This window comes from Mycobacterium sp. GA-1285, from assembly GCF_001499905.1.
In the GTDB taxonomy this organism is placed as follows: Bacteria; Actinomycetota; Actinomycetes; order Mycobacteriales; family Mycobacteriaceae; genus Mycobacterium.
On sequence record NZ_LQIS01000012.1, the window covers coordinates 90,486 to 115,977 of the forward strand.

25 protein-coding genes are annotated in these 25,492 nt (G+C 66.8%); 15 read left to right on the top strand and 10 right to left on the bottom strand.

Annotated elements, in window-relative coordinates; all coding sequences use genetic code 11:
- The first annotated feature begins 40 nt into the window (after positions 1–40).
- Genes AU193_RS09265 through AU193_RS09275 form a run of 3 tightly spaced genes read left to right on the top strand, consistent with a single transcriptional unit; the run spans position 41 to position 2,055 of the window.
- A complete protein-coding gene (locus AU193_RS09265; protein ID WP_064422070.1) occupies positions 41–1,021 on the top strand; it encodes a ribose-phosphate diphosphokinase in 981 nt (326 codons plus the stop codon).
- Positions 1,022–1,378: an arsenate reductase (glutaredoxin) gene (gene arsC / locus AU193_RS09270; protein WP_064422071.1), complete on the top strand. Its 357-nt coding sequence runs from the start codon at positions 1,022–1,024 to the stop codon at positions 1,376–1,378.
- On the top strand, positions 1,375–2,055 hold the full coding sequence (locus AU193_RS09275) for an LpqN/LpqT family lipoprotein (RefSeq protein ID WP_082682899.1): 681 nt from the start codon (positions 1,375–1,377) through the stop codon (positions 2,053–2,055). The genes arsC and AU193_RS09275 overlap by 4 nt, the downstream gene beginning before the upstream one ends.
- Positions 2,056–2,138: 83 nt before the next feature.
- Here the strand turns inward: AU193_RS09275 and AU193_RS09280 are convergent, their stop codons facing one another.
- Positions 2,139–2,984: a hypothetical protein gene (locus AU193_RS09280; protein ID WP_064422072.1), complete on the bottom strand. Its 846-nt coding sequence runs from the start codon at positions 2,982–2,984 to the stop codon at positions 2,139–2,141.
- 115 nt (positions 2,985–3,099) lie between these two features.
- On the opposite strand from AU193_RS09280, the gene AU193_RS09285 reads away from it, so the two are divergent.
- The 3 genes from AU193_RS09285 to pth all read left to right on the top strand — a co-directional run bounded on the left by AU193_RS09285 (position 3,100) and on the right by pth (position 5,419).
- Positions 3,100–3,972 (top strand): oxidoreductase, encoded by an 873-nt coding sequence (locus tag AU193_RS09285; protein WP_064422073.1) that lies wholly within the window; start codon positions 3,100–3,102, stop codon positions 3,970–3,972.
- A 145-nt stretch (positions 3,973–4,117) separates the two neighbouring features.
- The gene (locus AU193_RS09290; protein ID WP_064422074.1) at positions 4,118–4,801 is read left to right on the top strand and encodes a 50S ribosomal protein L25/general stress protein Ctc; all 684 of its coding nucleotides are present in this window, start codon (positions 4,118–4,120) and stop codon (positions 4,799–4,801) included.
- A 6-nt stretch (positions 4,802–4,807) separates the two neighbouring features.
- Positions 4,808–5,419, top strand: a complete 612-nt coding sequence (gene pth, locus AU193_RS09295; protein ID WP_064422075.1) for an aminoacyl-tRNA hydrolase — start codon at positions 4,808–4,810, stop codon at positions 5,417–5,419.
- A gap of 65 nt (positions 5,420–5,484) precedes the next feature.
- Here pth and AU193_RS09300 read toward each other — a convergent pair whose 3' ends face one another.
- A complete protein-coding gene (locus AU193_RS09300) occupies positions 5,485–6,645 on the bottom strand; it encodes a hypothetical protein (RefSeq protein WP_253867709.1) in 1,161 nt (386 codons plus the stop codon).
- Between the two features lie 9 nt (positions 6,646–6,654).
- Entirely contained in the window at positions 6,655–7,587 is a 933-nt protein-coding gene (locus AU193_RS09305; RefSeq protein WP_064422077.1) for a metal-dependent hydrolase, read from the bottom strand.
- Positions 7,588–7,707: 120 nt separating this feature from the next.
- Between AU193_RS09305 and AU193_RS09310 the strand changes: the two genes are divergently transcribed.
- Together AU193_RS09310 and AU193_RS09315 are read left to right on the top strand one after the other, a co-directional pair.
- Entirely contained in the window at positions 7,708–8,268 is a 561-nt protein-coding gene (locus AU193_RS09310; protein ID WP_064422078.1) for a TetR/AcrR family transcriptional regulator, read from the top strand.
- Between the two features lie 47 nt (positions 8,269–8,315).
- Positions 8,316–9,365: a phosphotransferase family protein gene (locus AU193_RS09315; RefSeq protein WP_064422079.1), complete on the top strand. Its 1,050-nt coding sequence runs from the start codon at positions 8,316–8,318 to the stop codon at positions 9,363–9,365.
- On the opposite strand, the gene AU193_RS09320 is transcribed toward AU193_RS09315, so the two are convergent.
- From AU193_RS09320 to AU193_RS09335, 4 genes are all read right to left on the bottom strand, one after another.
- Positions 9,362–10,210, bottom strand: a complete 849-nt coding sequence (locus AU193_RS09320; RefSeq protein ID WP_064422237.1) for an ABC transporter permease — start codon at positions 10,208–10,210, stop codon at positions 9,362–9,364. The genes AU193_RS09315 and AU193_RS09320 overlap by 4 nt on opposite strands.
- A 14-nt stretch (positions 10,211–10,224) precedes the next feature.
- Entirely contained in the window at positions 10,225–11,187 is a 963-nt protein-coding gene (locus AU193_RS09325; RefSeq protein WP_064422080.1) for an ATP-binding cassette domain-containing protein, read from the bottom strand.
- A gap of 108 nt (positions 11,188–11,295) precedes the next feature.
- Positions 11,296–12,930: a fatty acyl-AMP ligase gene (locus AU193_RS09330; protein ID WP_064422081.1), complete on the bottom strand. Its 1,635-nt coding sequence runs from the start codon at positions 12,928–12,930 to the stop codon at positions 11,296–11,298.
- Between the two features lie 417 nt (positions 12,931–13,347).
- A complete protein-coding gene (locus AU193_RS09335) occupies positions 13,348–14,322 on the bottom strand; it encodes a 4-(cytidine 5'-diphospho)-2-C-methyl-D-erythritol kinase (RefSeq protein ID WP_064422082.1) in 975 nt (324 codons plus the stop codon).
- Positions 14,323–14,402: 80 nt separating this feature from the next.
- Here AU193_RS09335 and AU193_RS09340 point away from each other — a divergent pair, with 80 nt between their 5' ends.
- Complete coding sequence (locus AU193_RS09340) at positions 14,403–15,194, top strand: serine/threonine-protein kinase (RefSeq protein ID WP_064422083.1); 792 nt, start codon at positions 14,403–14,405, stop codon at positions 15,192–15,194.
- Positions 15,195–15,203: 9 nt separating this feature from the next.
- Here the strand turns inward: AU193_RS09340 and rsmA are convergent, their stop codons facing one another.
- The 3 genes from rsmA to AU193_RS09355 form a co-directional block, all read right to left on the bottom strand.
- Positions 15,204–16,112: a 16S rRNA (adenine(1518)-N(6)/adenine(1519)-N(6))-dimethyltransferase RsmA gene (rsmA, locus tag AU193_RS09345; RefSeq protein WP_064422084.1), complete on the bottom strand. Its 909-nt coding sequence runs from the start codon at positions 16,110–16,112 to the stop codon at positions 15,204–15,206.
- Entirely contained in the window at positions 16,109–17,236 is a 1,128-nt protein-coding gene (locus AU193_RS09350; RefSeq protein ID WP_064422085.1) for a resuscitation-promoting factor, read from the bottom strand. The genes rsmA and AU193_RS09350 overlap by 4 nt, the downstream gene beginning before the upstream one ends.
- A gap of 105 nt (positions 17,237–17,341) precedes the next feature.
- Positions 17,342–18,190, bottom strand: a complete 849-nt coding sequence (locus AU193_RS09355; protein WP_064422238.1) for a TatD family hydrolase — start codon at positions 18,188–18,190, stop codon at positions 17,342–17,344.
- A gap of 24 nt (positions 18,191–18,214) precedes the next feature.
- Here AU193_RS09355 and metG point away from each other — a divergent pair, with 24 nt between their 5' ends.
- The 6 genes from metG to AU193_RS09385 all read left to right on the top strand — a co-directional run bounded on the left by metG (position 18,215) and on the right by AU193_RS09385 (position 25,489).
- Entirely contained in the window at positions 18,215–19,762 is a 1,548-nt protein-coding gene (metG, locus tag AU193_RS09360) for a methionine--tRNA ligase (protein WP_064422086.1), read from the top strand.
- Between the two features lie 8 nt (positions 19,763–19,770).
- The gene (gene gdhA, locus AU193_RS09365; protein WP_064422087.1) at positions 19,771–21,120 is read left to right on the top strand and encodes an NADP-specific glutamate dehydrogenase; all 1,350 of its coding nucleotides are present in this window, start codon (positions 19,771–19,773) and stop codon (positions 21,118–21,120) included.
- A gap of 62 nt (positions 21,121–21,182) precedes the next feature.
- Positions 21,183–22,388: an NAD(P)/FAD-dependent oxidoreductase gene (locus tag AU193_RS09370; RefSeq protein WP_064422088.1), complete on the top strand. Its 1,206-nt coding sequence runs from the start codon at positions 21,183–21,185 to the stop codon at positions 22,386–22,388.
- Positions 22,385–23,290 (top strand): RNA polymerase sigma-70 factor, encoded by a 906-nt coding sequence (locus AU193_RS09375; RefSeq protein WP_064422089.1) that lies wholly within the window; start codon positions 22,385–22,387, stop codon positions 23,288–23,290. The genes AU193_RS09370 and AU193_RS09375 overlap by 4 nt, the downstream gene beginning before the upstream one ends.
- 127 nt (positions 23,291–23,417) lie before the next feature.
- Positions 23,418–24,590: an NAD(P)/FAD-dependent oxidoreductase gene (locus AU193_RS09380; RefSeq protein WP_064422090.1), complete on the top strand. Its 1,173-nt coding sequence runs from the start codon at positions 23,418–23,420 to the stop codon at positions 24,588–24,590.
- Complete coding sequence (locus AU193_RS09385; RefSeq protein WP_064422091.1) at positions 24,587–25,489, top strand: RNA polymerase sigma-70 factor; 903 nt, start codon at positions 24,587–24,589, stop codon at positions 25,487–25,489. Before AU193_RS09380 ends, AU193_RS09385 begins: the two co-directional genes overlap by 4 nt.
- The last annotated feature ends 3 nt before the right edge of the window (positions 25,490–25,492 follow it).

The window sequence follows — 25,492 nt, forward strand, 5'->3', positions numbered from 1 at the left end:
AGGATTGGCCGGTATCGATCCCCGACCTTGAGGGCGCACTGTGGGCACCGAGTGGACCGACAATCGCAAAAACTTGATGTTGTTCTCGGGTCGGGCGCACCCCGAACTCGCTGAACAGGTCGCCAAGGAACTCGACGTCCCCGTGACGGCGCAGACCGCGCGCGACTTCGCCAACGGCGAGATCTTCGTCCGGTTCGACGAATCCGTCCGCGGCTGCGACGCCTTCGTGCTGCAGAGCCATCCAGCACCGCTGAACGCGTACCTGATGGAACAGCTGATCATGCTCGACGCGCTCAAGCGCGGCAGCGCCAAGCGAATCACGGCGATCCTTCCCTTCTATCCGTACGCACGCCAGGACAAGAAGCACCGCGGCCGCGAACCGATCTCGGCGCGGTTGGTCGCCGACCTGCTCAAGACCGCGGGGGCCGACCGGATCGTCACCGTCGACTTGCACACCGACCAGATTCAGGGCTTTTTCGACGGACCGGTCGACCACATGCGAGCTCAGAAGCTGCTCACCGGCTACATCGCCGAGCACTATTCCGACCACGACATGGTCGTCGTCTCGCCCGACTCCGGCCGGGTTCGCGTCGCTGAGAAGTGGGCGGATTCACTCGGCGGCGTCCCGCTGGCGTTCATCCACAAGACGCGCGACCCGCTGAAACCCAATGAGGTGGTGTCCAACCGCGTCGTCGGCGATGTGCGGGGCAAGACCTGTGTGCTGACCGACGACATGATCGACACCGGCGGCACGATCGCCGGTGCGGTCAAGCTGCTCAAGCAGGACGGCGCGGGTGACGTGATCATCGCGGCGACACACGGTGTGCTCTCGGACCCCGCACGCGACCGGCTTGCCGAGTCGGGTGCCTGCGAGGTGATCGTCACCAACACGCTGCCCATCGGCGAGGACAAACGTTTCCCGCAGTTGACCGTGCTGTCGATCGCGCCGCTGCTGGCGAACACGATCCGCGCGGTGTTCGACAACGGCTCGGTCACCAGCCTTTTCGACGGGTCTGCGTAGATGTCGTCCGAAGTCGACAACACCGTCATCTACCACAACCCGAAATGCTCGACGTCACGTAAGACGCTGGACTTGTTGCGGGAGAACGGAATCGAGCCGACGGTCGTGCAATACCTGAAGACGCCGCCGACCCGTGCCGAGCTGAAGAAGATGATCTCCGACGCCGGTATCGACGTGCGCACCGCGGTGCGCAAACGTGAATCCCTTTACGGTGAACTGGGTTTGGCCGACGCCTCCGACGCCGAGCTCCTCGACGCGATGGTCGCCAACCCGATCCTGATCGAGCGGCCGTTCGTCGTCACGCCGAAGGGTACCCGCCTGGCCCGCCCGATCGACGCGGTGCGCGAGATTCTGTGAAACGGCGAGGCTTTCAGGTTCTCGCCGCTGCCTTGACGGTCGCCGGCGCGATTGCCGCTGGATCCGGTTGCGGCACGGAACCGCCCAACTACCAGTCGGTGTGGTCGACGTCGTCGTCGCCGACGTCCACCGCCAAGCCGGATGACAAGCCGGTGCCCATCGCGGCGTATCTGGAACAGGCCGGAGTGACCGGCCAGCCCGTGTTTCCCGAAAAGCTCACCGACCTGACCGTCTCGTATCCCACGCCGGCCGGGTGGGAGCCGTACTTCAACACCAACTTCGCTCCCGGCACCAGGGTGATCGCCAAGGGCGAGACGTACCCGATCGCGATGCTGGTGGTGATGAAGTTGACCGGCGACTTCGATCCGCCCGAGGCGATCAAGCACGGGTATGTCGACGCCGAGATGTCGCAGAACTTCAAGCGCCTCAACGCGTCCATGAACGACTTCAAGGGTTTTCCCTCGGCGATGATCGAGGGCAGCTACGACCTCAACGGCACGCGGATGCACAGCTACAACCGCATCGTGATCGCGACCGGCGCACCGCCCGCCAAGCAGCGTTACCTCGTTCAGTTCACGGTGACGGGTTACGCCGAGAAGGCCGTCGAGGAGGCCCCCGACATCGAGAAGATCATCGGCGGCTTCAACGTCGCCGTTCCCAAGCCGCCGCCGAAGTAGCCCCTGTTTTCCGCGAAATGGCATTCCAGCAGAAGAAGTGCGAGTAGCGCCCTGCGGGAATGCAATTTCGGGGGATTGGGGGTTCAGGGTCGCCAGCCGCGGGACACCAGCGCGTCCCACGCCCGCCTGACCAAGTACTGCGGATGGTCTTCCTTGATCGCTCTGAGCACGATCCAGTCGAGCCGCTCGATCTGCGGTATCACTCGCAGGTCCTTGACGTACTGAGCGCGCGACGTGCGGTGCTGATCGCCGTCGTACTCGGCAACCACCTTGAAATCCTCCCAGCCCATGTCGACCGTCCGAAGTACGTTCCCGAACTCGTCGACGATGGGGATCTGAGTGCTCGGCTTGGGCAGTCCGGCGTCGATGAACAGCAGCCGCAGCCACGTCTCGCGGGGTGACGCGGCACCGCTGTCGACCAGCGGCAACGCCTCCTTGAGCCGTTTGACACCCCGGGCGCCCCGATACCGCTTGGCCAGGAGCAACACGTCCTCCATCGAGAATGGCTGCGCGCGCAGCAGGGCGTCGAGCCGCGCGATTGCCCGTCCTCGAGGCAGGTGCCGACCGAGGTCGAAAGCGGTGCGCGCGGGAGTCGCGAGGAATAGCTCGTGTTGCCAGACGAATTCGTCACCCGTTATGCGTTCATTGCGGGTGATGACTCCTTTCGGGGGCCGGGCGCAGTCGTAGACCAATTCGATCGCGGTGTCGTCGACCCACTCCGCGCCGTGAAGTGCTGAGGCCGCGACGCCGGTGACAATCCCGCCGCGTTTCGACCACAGCCATGCCGCGAACGTGCGATCTTCAACCGTCAAATCTCGCCCCCGCCGGGCATGGACATCCGGATGCACCGGCCGATACCACCGGGCCAGTTCGTGTCGAGTGACGATGCCGTTGGCGACTGCCTCTGACCCGATGAATATCTCCCCCATGGCCAGATTGTGCTGACCTGCCCCGACAATGCCGCGAAATTGCGTTCCAGCAGCAAAAGTACGAGTGAGGGCCTGCTGGAACGCCATTTCGCGCGAACTCATTAGGGTGGTCGCCATGAGCGATTGGACCGCCGCGAATCTCCCCTCCTTCACCGGGCGCACCGTCATCGTGACCGGCGCCAACAGCGGCATCGGCTTGATCACCGCGCGCGAACTGGCCGGTGCCGGCGCCAAGGTCATCCTCGCTGTGCGCAACACCGCCAAAGGTGACCAGGCCGCGGCGGCGATCACGGGCGACGTCGAGGTTCGCAAGCTCGACCTGCAGGATTTGGCGTCGGTACGCGCGTTCGCCGACGGTGTCGACGCGGTCGACGTGCTGGTCAACAACGCCGGCATCATGGCCGTTCCGTACGCGTTGACGGTCGACGGCTTCGAGAGCCAGATCGGCACCAACCATCTCGGTCACTTCGCCCTGACGAACCTGCTGCTGCCCAAGATCAGCGACCGGGTCGTGACGGTGTCGTCGATCATGCATCTGATCGGCCGGATCAATCTCAGAGACCTCAACTGGAAGGCCCGGCCCTATCTGGCGTGGCCGGCCTACGGTCAGTCGAAGCTCGCGAACCTGTTGTTCACCAAGGATCTGCAACGCCGACTCGACGAAGCCGGCTCATCGATCCGAGCGATCGCCGCACATCCGGGCTACTCCGCGACCAACCTGCAGGGCCAGACGGGCAACCCGATCGGGACCCGCTTCTGGCTCGCAGCCAACCGGGTGTTCGCCACCGACCCGGAGTTCGGGGCCCGCCAGACCCTGTACGCGGTGGCCGAGGACGTACCGGGCAACACGTTCGTCGGCCCGCGATTCGGCAGCCGCGGTCCCACCGGGCCGACGCCGTTTCGCAGCCCGCTGGCCCGCGATGCCCGGACGGCGACGGCACTGTGGGAGCTCTCCGAACAGCTCACCGACACCAAGTTTCCGCTCTAGATTTGGGCCTGACCGGCATTCCCGGCTACCCTGGCCGGTGATCACGGCGAGGGTGGCCGCACTATGCGGAGGCCACCGTTATCGACGCGAACCTCTTGTGGTTGAGCCCTGGCCGTGCTGAGCACACGACAGGAGCACCCATCTCATGGCGAAGAACGCCCCCAACAACCTGACCGCCACGGTCCGCACCGAGACCGGCAAAGGCGCATCGCGCCGCGCCCGCCGTAACGGCAAGGTGCCCGCCGTCCTCTACGGTCACGGCTCCGATCCGCAGCACCTCGAGCTCGACGGCCATGACTTCGCGGCCGTTCTCCGGCGCGCCGGCACCAACGCGGTGCTGACGCTCGACCTCGACGGCAAGGAGCAGCTCGCGCTGACCAAGGCACTCGACATCCACCCGATCCGCCGCACCATCACGCACGCCGATCTGCTCGTGGTGCGTCGCGGCGAGAAGGTCACCGTCGAGGTCACTGTCGTCGTCGAGGGTGAGGCGGCGCCCGGCACGCTGGTCACCCAGGACGCCAACACGATCGAGGTCGAGGCCGACGCGCTGTCGATCCCCCCGCAGCTGACCGTCAACGTCGAGGGTGTCGAGGCCGGCACGCAGTTCAGCGCGGGTGCCATCGAGCTGCCCTCCGGCGTCACGCTGATCTCTGATCCGGAGATGCTGGTGGTCAACGTCGTCGAAGCGCCGTCCGCCGAGGAGCTCGAGGCCGAGGGCGGCGGTGAGACGCCCGACGAGGCAGCCGCCGAGGTCGCCGAGGCCGCCGACGAGGGCGAGGGCGAGGGCGAGGGCGCCGAAGCGGCCCCCGCCGAAGAATCCGAGTAATCCATCATGGCCGAGCCATCCCCCCGCCCGCGGGCGGGCGGGACGGGTCCCCAGCTGGTGGTCGGTCTGGGCAATCCGGGACCGCAATACGCCACCACGCGGCACAACCTCGGGTTCCTGGTCGCCGACATCCTCGCCGACCGCATCGGCTCGGGATTCAAGGTGCACAAGAAGTCCGGCGCCGAGGTGGTCACCGGCCGGCTGGCCGGACGCTCGGTGGTGCTGGCCAAACCGCGCACCTACATGAACGAGTCGGGGCGGCAGGTCGGCCCGCTGGCCAAGTTCTACTCGGTGCCGCCGGCCGATATCGTCGTGATCCACGACGAGCTCGACATCGACTTCGGCCGCATCCGGCTGAAGTTCGGCGGCGGCGTGGCAGGACACAACGGACTACGGTCGGTGGCTTCTTCGTTGGGCAGCAACGACTTTGCGCGTATCCGCATCGGCATCGGCCGCCCGCCCGGCCGCACCGAAGGTGCGAAGTTCGTCTTGAGCACCTTCACCTCCGCCGAGTGGAAAGACGTCCCGACGATCTGCAAGCAGGCCGCCGACGCCACGGAGATCCTGGTCGCCCAGGGCGTGGAACCGGCGCAGAACATCGTGCACGCGTGGGGCTGAGCCGTCACGTCGTTTCCGTTGCAGCACAACGGACCCGCACCGGCCGCGTCTCGGTCCCGCGTGACTCAGAGGAACGAGTTCTCGGCGGTGAGGCCTCGCTCGGGGAACTCCCCGAGCGCGAACGTCTCGGCGTTACCGAGCCCGGAACCGCCACCCACCGGATCGTCCACGCGCACAAGCAGATCCCGCAGCTGATGCAGCTTGCGTGCGTTCTCCGCGGTGTCGCAGTCGGTCACGTGATAACCCTCGACCCGCAGATCGCCCACCCACTGGCCGTAGACCCAGTCGTTCCAGCCGTAGTAGCCCGCGGTGCCGAGGTGAAAGCCCGTCGGTCCGGCCGCGGTGATCGTCAGAGGCCTCCGGGACCCGTCGGTGTCGATCAACGTGACCGTGCCGTGGGTCAATCGCCGGTTCTCGTCGTTGAAATGCAGATCCTGCTCCACCGAGACGAACCGGTGCGATGTGCCGTCGTCATTCTGTTGCTCTGCCTGGCAACGAATTTCGAGGAAGCCGTCGCCGCGCTCCTCCTGATACATCACGAACAGCGAATACGCCGATCCGTCGGGGCGCGTCAGCGTCATCGGCAGCCAGGTCATGAACATCTGCTTGATCTTGCGACCCCCTCGGGGCAGGCCGGGAATGGGTTTGCCGACACCGGGTCGCAGGCCCCAGGAGTGGTCCCGTACCGAAATCCACTCGTCGGGTCGGATCTCGGTACGACGGCCGTCGACCTCGACCCAGCCCGACGCCACACCGATCTGGTGGTAGCGCAACACATTATGGGTGACGCGGTAGCCGTCCGGGCTGCGGTCGGGCCACGGGTCCTCCAGCGCCGCGTCGAAGCTGCCTGACATGACGACGTCGAAGGAGATCGGCGCGTGTTCGGTCGGCTCCAGGCTCACCTGAATCGACCGCAGCGGTTCGAGCACGCGATAACGGATCGGCCCGACCTCGGTCGCGGAGGGATCGGTTGACAGACGCCGGCCGGCGCGCACTGTCCACTGCTCGGTGCCGCGGCACACCCCCGCGGCACCGTCGAAAACCCCACGGTTGGTGTACTTCCCGACGCCGAGAACGACCTGCAGCGAATTGTCACGCGCATGCGCGAGCGTCCATATCTTCTCCGTCCACGACGGATCCGACTGGCTGACCGTCGCGAACGTATCGACGATCTGGTGGGTGAGCGACTCGTCTTCGGGTACCAGACCGCCGTAGTTCGTCGTCAACAATCGATGTCACCTTCCCCTGGTGCCCGACGACCGGGCGAACGTCGTCATGTCCGCGCCGCTGTCGTAGGCGCTCATCCAGGTCTGCGCCCACGCGGGCAGCGGTTGATCGGCGGGATCGTGGTACGGCATCTGCGAAAGCGCCAGCCGCCAAACCATCTTGGCCAGGTCGGCGGTCGGAACCGGTTGGAAGATCGTCGGCGCAACCCCGCCGTCGCGGAGGCGACGCACGATGGGCAGGCGGTGTTTGAGCTCACCCGTCAAGAAGTCGCCGGACAACAATTCGCGGGTGGAGACGCCGCGATCCTCGATCGGCACCACCTCGTCGAACGCCTTCGCGATCGCGTCGGCTACAGCCCCGACGTGGCTGAACGTTCTCTTGATGTACTTGACGCGGGACCACGGGTGGGGGTTGACGTGATTGCACAGGATCAGCCCCGAACTGCGGTGCTCGATCTCCTCCACGAAATGCCACATCATCAGCGAGGCGACCCGCGCATCGCCCCCGCCGAACAGCGAATCACGGTGGTCGAGAATCACTTTGAACAGTGGGGTGAACGTCGCTTCCAGGTTCGCGACGTAGGCGAGGTGGAAGGCGACCGGCTCGTTCTTCAACAGCTCGTCATAGGCCGCGCAGGCGTCGGCGTAGCACTGTTCGAGGTCCGGATAGCGGTCGATCAGCGCGAGCATGTGCTTGCGGTGCGCCGCGGCATGCTGCGCTTCCTGCTTGAGGAACCCCTCGGCCTCCGCCGCGACGTGCGGGCTTTCGGCCAACCGGTCCGCGGCCATCCGCACCGCGCTGACGATGTAGCGCTCGAACGGCACCGCGATGAACGTGAACGCGTTACAGAACAGTCCGAAGTTCGGATTGGCCGGCTGCCACATGAACGGCACCGACATGTCGAACTCCCATCCGATTTTGCGGACGATGAGGTCGGTCACCGTTGCTCTCCTCCGCACCGGACGTGACGTGCGCTGTCCGGTGACTCACCCGTCAATGGGACGCTCGGGCATGATGTAGCGTCAGTGTGACATTTGACCCCCTGAATGTAAAGGTTGGTCGTGGCCCGTACCGAGGATGCCGAGCAGTCGACGCGGCGACGCATCCTCGCCGCCACGTTCGTCGTGCTGGCCCGCGATGGCCGGCGCAAGTTGCAACTATCCGATGTCGCCGCCGAAGCAGGCGTCTCCCGCCCGACGCTGTACCGCCACTTCGGTTCGAAGGAGGGCTTGCTCGAGGCGTTCGGCCTCTACGAGCAAGACAACTTCGATGCGGGGATCGCAACCGCGATGGCAGGCCTCGTGGGTCCCGAACGCCTCGATGCGGCATTGCGGTTCGTCGTCGAGTTTCAGAGCACGTACTCGCTCGGATCGCTCGCCGATGTGGAACCCGAACACGTGCTTCATCAGATGAGGCGTGTGCTGCCGATCATGCACGAGCGGATCGCGCGGATCATTCCCGGCGACAACAACGATGTCGCCGCCGCGGCCGTCGTCCGCATCGCCGTGTGCCACTATCTGCTCGGAGGCGGCAGTCCCGAGAGTTTCCTCGCCGAGCTGCGCCACGCCGCAGGCCGTCGGGTCACGTCGAGAAGCGAATCAGATACCGACCATCGGATGTAATAGCCGCAGCCTTTACATTGCAGCATCGTCGTGTAACCCTACTTTGCATGGCGGGCATCGCTCTGGTCAGACGCGACCTCGAGGCCACCCGCGCGAGATTGCGCGACTGGTTCGCCCACGGGCACGCCGACGAGGTGGTCGTATCCGAACTCCGACCGGCGAACCGGGCCGCTGGGTGGTCGAGCGAGACGCTGGTGTTCTCGGTCGACATCGGCGGGCGCTCCAGCGAGCACGTCATCCGGATACCGCCCGCGGGCGGCGGGATCTTTCCCGACTACGACTTCAACGCGCAGTCCGCGACGCAGCGACTTCTCCGCGAACACGGTGTCGCGACACCGTCGCCGATTCACTACGAACCCGACGAATCGTGGATCGGATCGAAATTCCTTGTGATGCCGCGCATTGTCGGCCACACGCCGTCCGACACCAGTTACGCCACCCGGGGTTGGTTGCACGACGCAGGCGTGGCCGTCCAACGGCGAGTGCACGACTCGTTCCTGGAAACCATGGCGCGCCTACATCGAGTGCCCCCCGGGCAGGCTCCGTGGCTGGCGCGGCCGGGCGGTGTCGGTGTCAGCGCTGAACTCGACTGGTGGCGGGAATACGTGAAATGGGGCACCGACAACCACGTCCCCGACGACGTCACCGAGGCCTTCGACTGGCTGACGCGTCGCCAACCCTCTGCCACAGCGGATTTGAGTATCTGCTGGGGTGACGCGCGATTGTCCAACGCCATCTTCGACGATTCCGGCGAACTCGTCGGCGCGTTGGACTGGGAACAGGCCTGCGTCTGTCCCGCTGAGGCCGATGTCGCGTGGTGGCTGGCCACGCGCAAGCAGATGCTCGAGGTCAACGGATTGGACCTCGACCCCGAACTGGAAGGCTTCGACAGCCGCGATTCGGTGATCGGACGCTATGAGGAGATGCTCGGCAGGCCACTGCAGGATCTCGACTGGTATGAGATCTTCGCGATGGTCCGCATGGGCTGTTGCATTCTGCGAACGCAGGTGCTGTTGCGGGCGACCGGGCAGTCGGATCACTTCCTCACCCGGGCGCCGATCCTGCCCGCCTGGACGGTGGTGGCGATTCGCGCCTAGCCACCGGTGCGGCGGGCGTAGGCGCGCAGGGCGAACGGTGCGAAGACCGCCGTCAGCAACAGGGACCAGATGACGGTTGCCAGCACCGGATGGTGCAGCGGCAGCTGCGCGCTCTCCGGTGCGGGTCCGCCGTTACCCCACAACTGGCGCATCGCCTGCGCAAGCGACGAAACGGGATTCCACTCGGCGATCACCCGCAGCCAGTGCGGCATCGGCTCGGTCGGCACAAACGTGTTGGCCAGGAACGTGATCGGGAACAACACGGTGAACATCACACCGTTGACGGCTTCGACGCTGCGCAGCAGTGAGCCGACCAGGATGCCGAACCAGATCATTCCGAAGCCGAAGACCAGTACCAAAGCGAAGGCCAGTACCGCCTCGGCGACGCTGCCGCGGATGCGCCAGCCGATCGCCAGGCCTGTCAGCGCCATCACCACCACGCCCAGCGACGAGTGGATCAAGCTGGCGATGCTGCGACCGATGAGCACCGAGGACCGCGAGATCGGCAGCGACCGAAACCGGTCGATGATGCCCTTCTCGACGTCGGCGGTGATACCGGATGCCACGACAAATGCCGAGAACACGATGGTCTGCGCCTGAATGCCTGGGAGCAGGAACTCGCGGTAATTGGTGCCTCCGGGGTTGGGTATCGAGGCGCCGAACACGAACGCGAACAGCAGCACGAACATGATGGGCTGCGCGGTGACGTCGCTCAGCATCTCGGGCATGCGCTTGGTGTGGATCATGTTGCGCTTGACCATGATCCACGATTGCTGAGCTATGTTGGTGCGTCGAACCGCGACCCGTCGCTCGGGGGCCTGCGCAGGTGGCGCCATGATCGTCATGTCCCTCTTGGTTGTCATGCGTCCTCTTTTTCGCTGCGGTGGCCGGTCAGCGAGAGGAACACGTCGTCGAGGCTCGGTCGCGACAATCCGATGTCGTCGACGGCGATGTTGCTTTCCCGCAACCAGCCCGCGACGCGGATCATGTCGTCGAGACCGTCTGCGGCTGTGGTCAATTCACGAGCGCCGACGTTGACGAACACCTCGGTGCCGCCCTTGGCCAGCAGCGCCTCGGCGGCGGGAAGATCCTCGGCTTTCGTCACGGTGACGACGAGGCTGGCGTTGCCTGCCTGTTGTTTGAGCTGAAGTGGCGAACCCTCGGCGATGATGCGGCCCTTGTCGATCACCAGGATGTTGTCGGCGAGTTGGTCGGCCTCCTCGAGATACTGGGTGGTCAGCAGCAGCGTGGTGCCCTGCCTGACCAGATCCCTGAGCACGTCCCACAATTGGTTGCGGCTGTGCGGATCCAGCCCGGTGGTCGGCTCGTCGAGGAACAACACCGGCGGTGAGGCGAGCAGGCTCACCGCGAGATCGAGCCGGCGGCGCATGCCGCCCGAGTAGGACCTCACCACGCGATCCGCGGCGTCGTCGAGTGAAAACTGTTCCAGCAGTTGGCCACCCAGCCGCGCGAGGTCTTTCCTGCCGATGCCGTAGAGCCCGCCGATCATCCGGATGTTCTCGCGGCCGGTGAGCAGTTCGTCGACGGTCGCGACCTGACCGGTCAGACCCATGTTGCGGCGCACCTGGTCGGGTTCGCGGACGACGTCGTAGCCGGCGACGCGGGCGGTGCCGCTGGTCGGTTCGGTCAACGTCGTCATCATCCGCACCGTGGTGGTCTTTCCGGCGCCGTTGGGGCCCAGCAGGCCGAGAACGGTGCCGGGCGGAACAACAAAGCTGACCCGGTCGACAGCGGGTCCGCCGGAGGCGTCGCCGAAGCGCTTCACCAGGTCGATCGCCTCGATGGCGGGAGCGGAAGGCATGACACCGACCGTATCGACATTCACCGACAGCTCGTTATCCCCGGCTGCGCGTGGGCCCGGCGTGACCGTGCGCAAATTGCTGTTCGCACGGTCGCGCCAACAGAGGAACTAGGTGACGAGCGAGACTGAGGTGCTGCGGCGCAGCTTGCCCGACGGTGTCTTCGGAATGGTGCCGGGACCGAGCACGACGACGTTGCGCGGCCGGACGTCGACCTCGCCCACGACCTCATGTGCGACCTGCTGCTCGATCCGGCGTACCTCGGCGGGATCCTGCCAGGAGTTGGACTCCACGGCGACGGCGAACGTCTCCCGGGAGTGGCCCGCGTCGAGGCGCACGGCGACGGCGCATCCGGGCCGGACCCCCTCGACACGGCATGCGGCGCGCTCGATGTCGGTGGGATAGATGTTGCGGCCCGCCATGATGATGACGTCCTTGACGCGGCCGCACACGACGATGTTGCCTTCCTCGGTGATGTAGCCGAGGTCGCCGGTGTCGTACCAGCCGTGCTCGTCCTGCGCCGGGATGAATCCGCCCATGGTGATGTAGCCGGGCGTCAGGGATTCACCGCGGAGCTCGATGACGCCGACGCCGCGCGGAGGCATCACGTTGCCCTGCTCGTCGATGACCCGGGCCTCGAGGTCCCGCAGCAGCGGTCCCAGCGAGGCCAGCCGTCGGGTGTTGCCCTTGGTCGCGGGCACGGCGCGGCGCAGCGCGGCCAGCAGATCGGCGTCGACCTCGTCGACGACGAGACCCGCGCCGCACGGCGAGAACGACACCGCCAGCGTCGTCTCGGCCATACCGTAGGCGGGCAGGATGGCGTCGGGACGCAACCCGAACGGCTTACCCGCATCCAGCAGGTCCTCGACGTCGGCGGGCTCGACGGGCTCGGCGCCCGACAGCGCGAACCGCAGCGTCGACAGGTCGAACTCACCCGGCCTGGCCTGACGGCGCAACCGTTTGGCGAACAGCGCATAGGCGAAGTTCGGCGCCGCGGTCATCGTGCCCTTGTACTTGTCGATCAGCTTGGCCCACAGCAGGGTGTCGCGCAGGAAGTCCATCGGCGTGACCTTGACCAGTTCCGCGCCGAAGTACATCGGGATGGTCAGGAAGCCGACCATGCCCATGTCGTGGAAGCACGGCAACCAGCTGACCATGACGTCCTTCTCGACGTCGTACTCGGCGCCGATGAACATCGCCTCGGCGTTGGAGTAGATGTTTCGGTGCGTGATCTGGACTGCCTTCGGAGATCCAGTCGAGCCGCTCGTCAATTGCATCAGCGCGAGATCGTCCTCACCGACGTCGATCGGGTCGATCGGTTCGGACGCCATCAGATCAGACACCGTGAGGACCTTGATGCCCTGCTCCTCGAGCACCGGCACGGCGACCAGGAAGGGCTCGGAGACGATCACGGCCTTGGCCTCGATCATCCGCACGACGTTCATCGTGTCTTCGGCCCAGAGCGCGAGGTCGGTGCGCGGCGTCGGCTGGTGCAACATGGTCAAGCTGGCGCCGCGCATCCACAAACCCTGCGCCGTGGGAGCGATCTCCACCGGGAAGCCGGCCAGAACGCCGACCGCGTCGCCGAGGCCGACGCCGGCCTTCTCGAGGCCGCCCGCGATACAGCGAGCCCGCTCGTGCACCTCACCCCAGGTATGGCGGACGGGTTCGTGCGGCTCACCGGTCACCATGCCCGTCGTCACGGTGCGGGCATTGCGATACATCTTCTCGGTGAATCGGCTCACGACGACCTCCTCGGATTCTGGAGCCGCTGCGCCTGCGGCAGGGGGCTCAGCGCAAATGCCCTCGTCATATGCTCCGCCTGATCCCAGACGCGTTCGCGAAGGCACGCACACGAATCGGAAGCGGTTACGTCTCGAAATGGTGATGCACCCAAGCTCTGGCCATGTCCGCCTTCACCATGTCCGACGAGGCGCCCACCGAGGTCTGCGGCGGGAAACGAAGTCGTGTCCGATGCATGCGAGCTGATCTTCACCATCGGTCATCTTATGCAACTCTTAAGTAGCCGCCAAACTCACGCGACATTTGAGGTCTGGGTCACATCAAGTCGTGATCAAACCGCTGTCCAGCGCTCACCTGGGTACAGGTCTCTCCCGGCAGATTCGTACCGGAGTGTGCGCTCGCGGATGAGGAGTGACGGGTCACGCCGAGGCCGATGGCGTCGGCACCACCCGCGCGCCGTGGACGGGTCCGCTGGCCACTCGCACGGTGCGGCAGACACCCGCCCCCGCCAGCTGCGCGCCGACGTCGACCGCTTGGCCCGCCGACGCACACAGGAACGCGCACGTCGGCCCCGATCCCGACACGATGCCTGCCAACGCCCCGGCCTCGGTGCCCGCACGCAGCGTTCGACGCAAGCCCGGGTCGAGGCTCAGTGCCGCAGGCTGCAGGTCGTTGCCGAGCAGCGGAGCGAGTTGAGCCGCATCGCCGGACGCCAGCGCGGCCAGCACCGGTTCGGGGTCGTCCAGCCGCGGCGGTGCCTCACGAGCCGGCCCCGCCGACTCGCGCAGCCGGTCGATCTCGGCGAAGACCGCCGGTGTCGAGAGTCCACCGTCGGCGAAGGCCAGCACCCAGTGAAACGTCGTGCGAGCCAACACCGTCGCCAGCTCCTCACCGCGACCGGTGCCCAACGCCGTGCCCCCGTGAAGTGCGAAAGGCACGTCGCTGCCCAGCCGGGCCGCCAGCGCATGCAGGTCGCGACGCGGTACGCCCAACTCCCACAGCGTGTTCATCGCGACCAGCACCGCCGCCGCGTCAGCGCTGCCGCCGGCCATACCACCGGCGACCGGTATGGACTTCTCGATCGAGATCGCCACATCCGGCGCCCGCCCCACGTGTTCGGCCATCAGCTCCGCCGCCTGCCACGCGAGGTTGCGCTCGTCGGCAGGCAGCGACTCGGCCCCTTCACCGGACATCTCCAGCGACAGCATGTCGGCGTTGCTGACGGTGACCTCGTCGAGCAGTGAGACGGCGTGGAACACGGTCGTGAGCTCGTGGTAGCCGTCGTCGCGGCGGTCACCCACCTCCAGGTACAGGTTGACCTTGCCGGGCACCCGCACGGTGACCGACCCCGTCGGCACCCACTCGGAGGCGGTGTTCCCGTTCCAGCCCGGCACGGCACGACACTATCGAAAGGGCACCGGTGGCGGGCAGCCGTCTCAGAGGCGCGCCCGGTCGTCGACACTAGTCTGAGCTCGTGCTGTCCGCCGGCGACCGGTTCGACGACTACGTGGTCGACGAGGTCCTCGGCCACGGCGGATCCGCCACCGTCTACCGGGTACACGACACCCGGAACCGCGCGGGGGTCGTCGCGCTCAAGATCCTCGACGAGCACGCTCGCGATCGGGCCCACGCTGCGCGGCTGCGGCGGGAGTTCGAGTTCGCACACCGGCTCGACCACCCCCACATCGTGACCGTGTACGAGCGGGGCCCGGGATGGCTGACGATGGAATTCGTCCCCGGCGGCGGAGTGCAGCGGCTGCCGACGGTTCCCCAGCGCCTGAACGCCCTCGGCCAGATCGCCGACGCGCTGGACTACATCCACAACCGCGCGATCGTGCACTGCGACGTCAAACCCGCCAACATCCTGGTCGAACCCGACGGCTCACGCGCCGTGCTGATCGACTTCGGGGTGGCGGTCGAGATCACCGACGACATCGGCCGCCGCCCGACGCAGGCGGAGGCCTCGCTGCCGTACTCGGCGCCGGAGCTGATCGCGGGTCGGGCGCCATCGGAGGCGACCGACGAATATGCGTTGGCCTGCACGGCGGTCGAACTGATCACGGGGTCACCGCCGTTCCGCGAGGATTCCCGGGTCGGGCTGGTCGAGGCGCACCTGCATCGCCCGCCACCGCGGTTCTCGCGTGAGTTCGACTGGCTGCCACGGGCTTTCGACTCGGTTGTGGCGAAGGCACTGGCGAAGGCGCCCGCGGACCGTTACCAGTCCTGCCGCGAGTTCATCGCGCTGGTCGTCCGGGCATTGCAGTAGATCGACGTGTCAGCGGATGCTGATCGAACCCTTGGTTTCCTGAGCCGCCGGCTTGCCGACCGCTTCCGACCGCTGCAGCAACCGGACGAAGTCGGCGATGGACAGGGTCTCGCCGCGACGGGACGGATCGATGCTGGCCGCGAGCAGCCTGCGCGCCGACTCGTTGCCCGAACCCGCCCACTCGGCGAACGCGTTGCGCGCCGTCTTGCGCCGTTGCGCGAACGCGATGTCGATCAGCTCGAACACCTGCTCACGGAAGCTCTCGTCGGTCGGCCACGGCGACGTCTCGTAACGCTCGATGCCGACCAGGCCCGAGTACACCCGGGGGATCGGCCAGAACACCGTCGGCGAGACCATGCCGTGCCGTCGGACCTTGCCGAAGAAGCGCACCTTGGCGCTGGGCACGCCGTAATCCTTGCCGCCCGGCTCCGCTGCGAGCCGCTCGGCCACCTCGGCCTGCACCATCACCATCACGGTGCGGATCGAGGGAAACTCGGCCATCAGATGCAGCAGCGCCGGGACCGCGATGTTGTACGGCAGGTTGGCGACCAGGGCCGTCGGCTCCTCGTCGAGCTCCTCGCGGCGCAACCCGAGGATGTCGCGGTTGAGCACGGTGAGTCGGTTGATCTCGCTGTGCGAATGCTCGGCGATCGTGGTGGGCAGTTGCCGGGCGAGCACGGGGTCGATTTCGACGGCGGTCACGCGCGCGCCGCGGTCGAGCAGCGCCAGCGTCAGCGAGCCCAGGCCGGGCCCGACCTCGAGAACGTGGTCGTGCTTGTGGACACCGGACGCCGAAACGATTCGCCGCACGGTGTTGGCGTCGTGAACGAAGTTCTGGCCGAACGACTTACGCGGCCGGAAGTCGATCGCCTTCGCGAGTTGTCGTATCTCGGTCCGCCCGAGTAGTCGAATGGTCAGCGCGCACCAATCCTCCCGCTACACGTCGGCCACGCGCCCCACCCTTGTCGCGCCCTCGTGACTTCAGCAATCGCGATCTGTTCTTCTCTGGTCGCCAAATCGGCTCTCGCAGCATACCGCAGACCGCCGTTGCGCTCCCAGGTGTTCTGGTCGAATTGGACCCCGCCGAAATACCCGTTACCGGTGTTGATCGCCCAATTACCTCCGGCTTCACACCGCGCGAGGGCGTCCCACGTCGCGCCGTTGGACACCGGCGGCACCTCGGTCCCGGGTTTGGTGCCCACTCGTACGACGCCCTCACGGGCCGGGGTGACGACGACATTGGCTACTGGCAACCTGCCGGTCTCCACACCGTTGAGTTTCGCCACGGCAAAGATCACGTCCTGCGTGCCCGGCATCCCCGGGTCCTCGACGACCTGGCGGCTCTGGTTCAGCGTCGGATCCTCGACGCGGTTGAGGGCGGCCGGCAGCGGCACGCGCTCGGCGATCTTGTCGATCCGGTTGCGCGTGATCTCGACATGCATGCCGTCGGTGACGGGGGCCGATGCGGCGGGAACCACGGTGTCACGCTGCTCGAGCGGCACGCCCGCCTCGGCGAGCAGGCCCGCGACGTTCGGGGCGGCCAGGGTAACGCTGCGCGTCGTTCCGCCGTCGTTGATGTGCACCGTCTTGGCGCTGACCACCGGCAGGGACATTCCGGCCAGCGGAACGCGGCTGCCGCGCGACGCGGCGGCGGGCGCCTTGTCGGTCATTCGCAGCTGGGCGAGAGCCTCGTCGACCGTCGATGCGGTTGTCCACACCTGCTTGCTGTCCTCGCCGTCCAGCGAGAGCTGCAGCGGGCGGCTGCGGCGCAGCACGATGGTGTCCGCCTGGTGCACCGGCTGATCGGCGGCCGGGAAGAGGTCGTCGCGGTCGCCGACGGCGAGCCCGTTCTCCTCGACCACGTCGATCACCCGCGACTTCATGGTCGCCACCGTCGTCGACGAGCCGTCCACGGTCAGCGTGACGGTCTTGTGCGCAGCTACCGCGTAGCCGCCGGCGAACGTGAGCGCGAGCAACGTCGCACCGACGAGCAGACGAAGTAGCGGTGAGCGTGCCTCGTTGAGCTTTATGAAAGTGTTCAAAACGTCGTGTATCCCCGACTATCGGACGGAGCGCCGCGCCCTTGCGGTGCTCGCTTTCGGTCACAGCACGGTAACGGAGAGGCACGGTAACGGAGAGGCCGCGAGTCAGCAACTCGCAAGGCCGTAGGCGCGCTCGGCTGTGGTGGTGGTTTCGCGCGCGACGACCTCGGCCGGCTTACCGACGATCTCCGCCAACGCCCGAACTGTGTAAGGAATGCAGTAAGGCTCGTTGGGTGCGCCGCGGTACGGGTGGGGCGTCAGAAACGGCGCGTCGGTCTCGACGAGCATTTGCCCGGGCGGGATCAGCCTCGCGGCTTCCCGCAGGGCTTCGGCGTTCTTGAAGCTGACGGTGCCCGACAGACTCAGTAGCCAGCCCGCCTCGACGCAGCGACGCGCCATCTCCGGACCCGAGGAGAAGCAGTGGAAGATCACGGTCTCGGGGGCGCCTTCGGCGGCCAGCACGTCGAGCACCTGGTCGTCGGCCTCCCTGTTGTGGATCATCAGCGGCTTACCGGTCCGTTTGGCCAGGTCGATGTGCCAGGCGAAAGCCTCCCGCTGGGTGGCGGGTTCCGCGCAGCCCTCCAGCTTGCCCGGCCAGTACAGGTCCAGCCCGGTCTCGCCGATCGCGACGACGCGGGGATGTCCGGCGAGTCGCTCGATGACGGTCTTGGCTTCGTCGGTCAGGCCGCCGGTCCGCGTCGGGTGCAGCGCGACCGCGGCGTAGACCCGCTCGTCCGCCTCCGCGGCGCCGGTGACCCAGCGTGCGGAGTCGAGGTCGTCGGCGATGGTGACGACCGCCCGGACACCGACCGCAGCGGCGCGGTCGACGATGGCGGTGACGTCGGCCGCGTCCGACGCACCGCACGCATCGAGATGGGTGTGCGCGTCGATCAGCGGGCTCAGCGGAGGCGGGGCCGGGGGCTGCTCCCTTCTGCCTGAGCGCTTCACGTTCACCGCCACACCATAAGCTGAGTTCAAATGAGCGAGCCCTTCTACATCACCACCGCGATCGCCTACCCGAACGGCGATCCGCACGTCGGCCACGCCTACGAGTACATCGCCACCGACGCCATCGCCCGGTTCAAGCGGCTCGACGGTTTCGACGTCCGGTACCTGACCGGCACCGATGTGCACGGCCTGAAGATGGCCGAAGCGGCGAAAGCGCTGGGCATCCCCACGGCCGACCTGGCGCGGCAGAACTCCGATGTGTTCGAGCGCCTGCAGGAGAAGCTGAACATCTCGTTCGACCGATTCATCCGCACCTCGGATGCCGACCACTTCGAGGCGTCCAAGGAGATCTGGCGCCGGATGAACGACGCCGGCGACATCTACCTCGACTCCTACCGGGGTTGGTACTCGGTTCGCGACGAACGGTTCTTCACCGACGCCGAAACCAGCGTCGGCGCCGACGGCGTGCGGGTCGCGGTCGAAACCGGTGCACCCGTCACCTGGACCGAAGAGCAGACCTACTTCTTTCGGCTGTCGGCCTACACCGACAAGCTGCTGGAGCACTATCGCGCGCATCCGAAGTTCATCGAGCCCGACGGGCGGCGCAACGAGGTCGTCAGCTTCGTCTCCGGCGGGTTGAGGGACCTGTCGATCTCGCGCACCACGTTCGACTGGGGCGTGCCGGTGCCCGACCATCCCGACCACGTCATGTACGTGTGGGTCGACGCGCTGACCAATTACCTGACCGGCGTCGGCTTCCCGGACACGTCATCGGCGGCGTTCCAGCGATACTGGCCCGCCGACCTGCACATGATCGGCAAGGACATCATCCGGTTCCACACCGTCTACTGGCCGGCGTTCCTGATGTCGGCGGGAATCGAGTTGCCGCGCAAGGTTTTCGCGCACGGTTTCGTGCTCAACCGCGGCGAGAAGATGAGCAAGTCGGTGGGCAACATCATCGATCCGGTGAACCTCGTCGACACGTTCGGACTGGACCAGGTGCGCTACTTCTTTCTGCGCGAGGTGCCGTTCGGTCAGGACGGTAGCTACAGCGAGGAAGCGATCATCGCCCGCATCAACGCCGACCTGGCCAACGAGCTGGGCAACCTGGCGCAGCGCTCGCTGTCGATGGTGGCCAAGAACCTCGACGGAATCGTCCCTGAGCCAGGGGATTTCACCGACGACGACGCGGCGCTGCTCGAATCGGCCGACGCACTGACCGACCGGGTGCGTGGCCATTACGACGCCGTCGCGATGCACCTGGCGCTCGAGGCGATCTGGTCCGTCCTGGGCGCGGCGAACAGATACTTCTCCGCCCAGGAGCCGTGGGTGCTGCGTAAATCTGAGTCGGACCAGGACCAGCGTCGGTTCGGCACGGTGCTATACACGACGCTCGAGGTCGTGCGGATCGCCGCGCTGCTGACGCAGCCCGTGATGCCCGACTCGTCGGCCAAGCTGCTCGATCTGCTCGGACAGAACCCCGACGAACGAACCTTCGCCGCTGTCAGCATCCGGCTGAAGCCAGGCACCGCCCTACCGGCCCCGACCGGTGTGTTCCCCCGCTACCAGGCTGAGTGAATCGAAAAGTGAACGGACTACACGACAAACTGCACGACCTCTACGAAGAGGTCGCCAGGCGCAACGCAGGCGAGACCGAATTCCACCAATCCGTGTACGAGGTGCTCAACAGCCTCGGACCGGTGGTGGAGAAGCACCCCGAATACGTCGATTCCGAGGTCATTCGCCGCCTGTGCGAACCCGAACGTCAGATCATCTTCCGGGTGCCCTGGGTCGACGACCGCGGCACCGTGCAGATCAACCGCGGCTTCCGCGTCGAGTTCAACTCCGCGCTGGGCCCGTTCAAGGGCGGCCTGCGGTTCCATCCGTCGGTATACCTCGGAATCGTCAAATTCCTCGGCTTCGAACAGATCTTCAAGAACTCGCTGACCGGCATGCCGATCGGCGGCGGCAAGGGCGGCGCCGACTTCGACCCCAAGGGCCGCTCTGACGACGAGGTCATGCGGTTCTGCCAGTCGTTCATGACCGAGTTGTACCGCCACCTCGGTGAATACACCGACGTACCCGCCGGCGACGCCGGCGTGGGCACGCGTGAAATCGGTTACCTCTTCGGGCAATACAAGCGGATCACCAACCGCTACGAGTCCGGCACGCTCACCGGCAAAGGGCTGACCTGGGGTGGATCGCAGGTGCGCACCGAGGCCACGGGCTACGGGACGGTCTTCTTCGTCAACGAGATCCTGCGGGCCAACAACGATACGTTCGAGGGCAAGCGCGCCGTGGTGTCCGGTTCTGGCAACGTGGCGATCTATGCGATCGAGAAGATCCAGGAACTGGGCGGCACCGTGGTCGCGTGTTCGGATTCCAGCGGCTATGTCGTCGACGAGAAGGGCGTCGACCTCGACATCCTCAAGGAAGTCAAGGAGGTGCGCCGCGGCCGGATCGCCGACTACGCCCAGTTGCGCGGTGGCACAGCGGAATTCGTCGCAGACCGCCACGTGTGGGACGTTCCGTGTGAGATCGCGCTGCCGTGCGCCACGCAGAACGAGATCAACGGCGACGAGGCGCTGACGCTGATCAAGAACGGCTGCCGGGTCGTCGCCGAAGGCGCGAACATGCCGTGCTCACCCACCGCGCTCAAGCACTTCGCAAGGGCCGGCGTGACGTTCGCGCCCGGTAAGGCGGCCAACGCGGGTGGTGTCGCCACCAGCGCGTTGGAGATGCAACAGAACGCGTCGCGCGACTCCTGGACGTTCGTCGAAACCGAACAGCGCCTGGAGCAGATCATGCGGCGGATCCACAACCGCTGCCTCGTCACCGCAGACGAGTACGGCCAGCCCGGCAACTACGTGGCCGGTGCGAACATCGCGGGATTCATCCGGGTGGCCGACGCGATGCTGGCGCTGGGCCTGGTCTGAGCAACCGATGTGACGCACGTCACATATTGTCACGCCCCGCCGACGGCCGGTGTCTAGAGGGCATGACTGGATTCATCGCACGCACACACGAATTCCACCTCACTCGGGTCGTCGTCATCGGCGGCGGCTACTCCGGGGTCCTGGCGGCCAACCACCTTCGCGTACGCGACAACGTCGACGTCACGCTGGTCAACCCAAGGCCCAAGTTCGTCGAGCGAATCCGGCTGCACCAGATGGTGGCGGGCGGGTACGACGCCGGAGTCGACTACGGCACGCTGCTCGGCGAGGGCATCCGGCTCGTGATCGACACCGCGGTCCGCATCGACACCGCAGCGCGCACCGTCCGTCTGGCCTCCGGTCGCGAGCTCGACTACGACTTCGTCATCTACGCCGTCGGGAGCACCGGCACCGTTCCGACAGCCATCCCCGGGGCAGCCCAATTCGCCTATCCCATCGCCGAACTCGAACAGGCGCAGCGGCTGCGCACCGCACTGGAACAACTCCATCCCGCCGCTCCCATCACCGTCGTCGGCGCCGGCCTGACGGGTATCGAGACCGCCGCGGAACTCGCCGAGCAGGGCCGCAACGTGACGCTGGTCTGCGGTGGGCGCCTGGGGCCGTCACTGTCCGAACCTGGCCGACGCTCCACCGCCAGGACTCTGGCCAAGCTCGGCGTGACGCTCATGGAGAACGACACGGTCGCCGAGCTACGCGCCGACGCGGTCGTCTTTGCCGACGGCGCGGTGCGCCCGACCGCACTCACCGTATGGACCGCCGGGTTCGGCGTGCCGGACCTCGCGACCGTGAGCGGCCTCCGCACCGACGACATAGGTCGCCTCATCACCGACGAGACTCTGACCAGCGTTGACGACGAGCGTATCGTCGCCGTCGGTGACTGCGCGGCCCCGTCGAACGAGCCGCTGCGGATGTGCTGTGCCACAGCGACGCAGCTCGCCCCGCAGGCGGCGAACACCGTGCTGAGCCGTGTAGCCGGGACCACGCCGGTCGAGTTCGAGTACGCGTACGCCGGGTCCTGCATCAGCTTGGGTCGGCGGGCCGCAACGGTGCAGTTCACTCGCAAGGACGACACCCCGGTGAACGTGTACTTCGCGGGACGAGCGGTCGCTACGTTCAAGGAAGCGGTCTGCAAGGGCACGCTGTGGGCGCTGCGGCGCTCGGCCCGCAAACCGGACTGGACATTCTGGCTCAAGGGCGGTCCGCGGCCTCACCAGCCGGTGCTGCCCTCGAAGGTGGTCACGCAGACGTGACCACCACACAGGGCGAACATGCCGAGCGGTTCACCGTCTTTCGGCCGCTGCTGTTCACGATCGCCTACGAGATCCTGGGCAGCGCAACCGAATCCGACGATGTGCTGCAGGACAGCTATCTCCGATGGGCCGAGGTCGATCTCGACACGGTGCGCGACACGAAGTCGTACCTGGCGCAACTGGTGACCCGCGAAGCTCTGAACGCGCTGCGCACCAGGTCACGTCGGCGCGAGGAGTACGTCGGTCCGTGGCTCCCTGAACCGCTGCTGCTCGAATCTCGTGACGCCGCGTCCGATGTCGTGCTGGCCGAATCGGTTTCAATGGCGATGCTGGTGCTGCTCGAGACACTGACACCCGACGAGCGCGCTGTGTTCGTGCTGCGCGAGGTGTTCGGCTTCGACTACGACGAGATCGCGGGCGCGGTAGGCAGATCCGCGTCGACCGTGCGTCAAATGGCGCACCGCGCTCGTGAACACGTCCACGCGCGGCGCAACCGCTTCGGCCCGGTGGACGAACGGCGCACCGAGCAGATCACCGAACAGTTTCTGGCCGCGGCGTCCACCGGTGACCTGGAGGGTCTGATGTCGTTGCTGTCCCCCGGCGTCACCTGGACCGCGGACCACGGCGGGAAGGCCACCGCCATCCGCAGGCCGGTGGTCGGTGCGCGCAGGGTGGCCGCGCTCATGGCACGGCTGTTCGCGGTGGCCAAGGAGACGCCGGCGATGCGCTTCGAGACGGCGATCTACAACAGCGCGCCTGCCGTCGTCATCTACACCGGCGATCACCTGGAAGGCCTCTTCGTCTTTGAGGTGATCGACGACAAGATCACCAACCTGTACGCCGTGCGTAATCCGGATAAACTCGCGGGCATCGCGATCCCCCGCAGCATCAGCCGCGAGTGACCTCTGCCACATTCGGGCTCGAGATGTCACACTGCCCAAGTGCCCGGTGTCTCGAGGTTAGACCGGCTCTCAGCCGAACCGCCACCCCCGGCGGCCACGGCGAGCCGGATGACCCGAGGAGATCGACATGACCGAGATGACCAACAACGTCGTTGTGATCGGCGGCGGTTACGCCGGGGTGATGGCGGCCAACCGGCTCGCCCCGCACGCCCGCGTCACCGTGGTGAACCCGCGCGCCGAGTTCGTCGAACGTATTCGCCTGCACCAGCTGGTCGCGGGCAACGACGACGCCGTCGCCGACTACGCGGACGTGCTGTCACCCGCCGTGCGGCTCGTGGTCGACGGGGCTTCGCGGATCGACGCCGCCGCCCGTACCGTCACGCTGACGTCCGGCACGGCACTGCCGTACGACTATCTGGTGTATGCCGTCGGCAGCACGGGCACCGTCCCGGCGGCGGTACCGGGTGCCGCCGAGTTCGCCTATCCACTCAGTGAATTGGAGCAGGCACAACGGCTGACCGTGCGGATGGCCGATGTACCGCTCTCGGCGCCGGTGGTGGTGGTCGGCGGCGGGTTGACCGGCATCGAGGCCGCGGCCGAGTTGGCCGAAACCGGCCGGGCGGTCACGCTGGTGACCGACGTGCTCGGGCCGTCGTTGGCGGCCAGCGGGCGTCGGTCTGTGGCCAAGCGGCTGGCCAAGCTGCGCGTCACGGTGCACGAAGGCAGTGCCGTCGCCGAGGTTCTCGTCGATCGGGTCGTGCTGGCCGACGGGCGCTCGGTGCCGAGTGCGGTGACGGTGTGGACGGCCGGCTTCGGTGTGCCGCGCTTGGCCGCGGCAAGTGGGCTGACCACCGATGGGCTCGGACGGCTGCTCACCGACGAGACGCTGACCAGCGTCGACAACGACCGCATCGTCGGTGCCGGCGACGCGGTGTCACCGTCGGACGTGCCCTATCGGATGAGCTGCCAGGCCAGCCTGCCGATGGGCGCCGTGGCGGCGAACACGATCATCAGCCGAATCAAGGGTTGCGAACCCGCCGGCATCACCGTCCCGATGGCCGCCCAGTGCATCAGCGTGGGACGCGGCGCGGGCACGGTGCAGTTTCATCGCAAGGACGACACCCCCACCGGCCTCTACATCGGCGGTCGGGCCGGCGCCTTCGTCAAGGAACAGGTGTGCCGGTTGACGCTGAAGTGGATGGCCGCCGAGGCCAGGCGGCCGGGATCATACGACCGCTACACGGGCCACGACCGCAGCCCGCAGCTGGCCCACACCGCCGAGCGGGCACCGGCCCGATGAAGCGCACGGGTGACGAACACGCCGAACGGTTCACGCTGCTGCGTCCGCTCCTGTTCACGATCGCTTACGAGATCCTCGGCAGCGCAACCGAAGCCGACGACGTGCTGCAGGACAGCTACCTGCGCTGGGCCGAGGTGCCCGTTGCGAAGGTGCACGACACCAAGGCCTACCTCGCCCAGCTCGTCACCCGCCAGTCACTAAACGCGCTGAGGGCACGGTCGCGAAGGCGAGAGGAGTACGTCGGCCCGTGGCTACCAGAACCGCTGCTGCTCGACACGCGTGATCCGTCATCCGATGTCGTTCTGGCGGAGTCGGTTTCGATGGCCATGCTCGTCGTACTGGAGACCCTGAACCCCGACGAGCGCGCGGTGTTCGTGCTGCGCGAGGTGTTCGGTTTCAGCCACGACGAGATCGCCGAGGCCGTCGGCAAGTCGGCGACCGCCGTGCGTCAGGTGGCGCACCGGGCCCGCGAACACGTCCAGTCGCGGCGAAAGCGGTTCGAGCCCGTCGATCCCAAGGCGTCGATGGAGATCACGCAGCGGTTCTTCGCGGCCGCGGCCACCGGTGACGTCGACGCGCTGCTCGAGATGTTGACCGACGACGTGCAGTGGACGGCCGACTCCGCCGGCAAGGTCAGCGCGGCGCGGCGCCCGGTTGTCGGCGCCGACAAGGTTGCCCGGGTCGTCATCGGGCTGGTGCGGGGCGCGGGCGAGGGCGGCCGCGTGGAACCGGCGATGTACAACAACGCGCCGGCGCTCAAGCTCTACCTCGGGGACCACTTCGAGGGGCTCATCACCATCGAGGTCACCGAGGGCCGGATCTCGCACTTCTACGTGATGCGCAACCCGGACAAGTTGGCCGGGGTGGACATCCCGCGGGAAGTCACGCGGACCATCTGACAA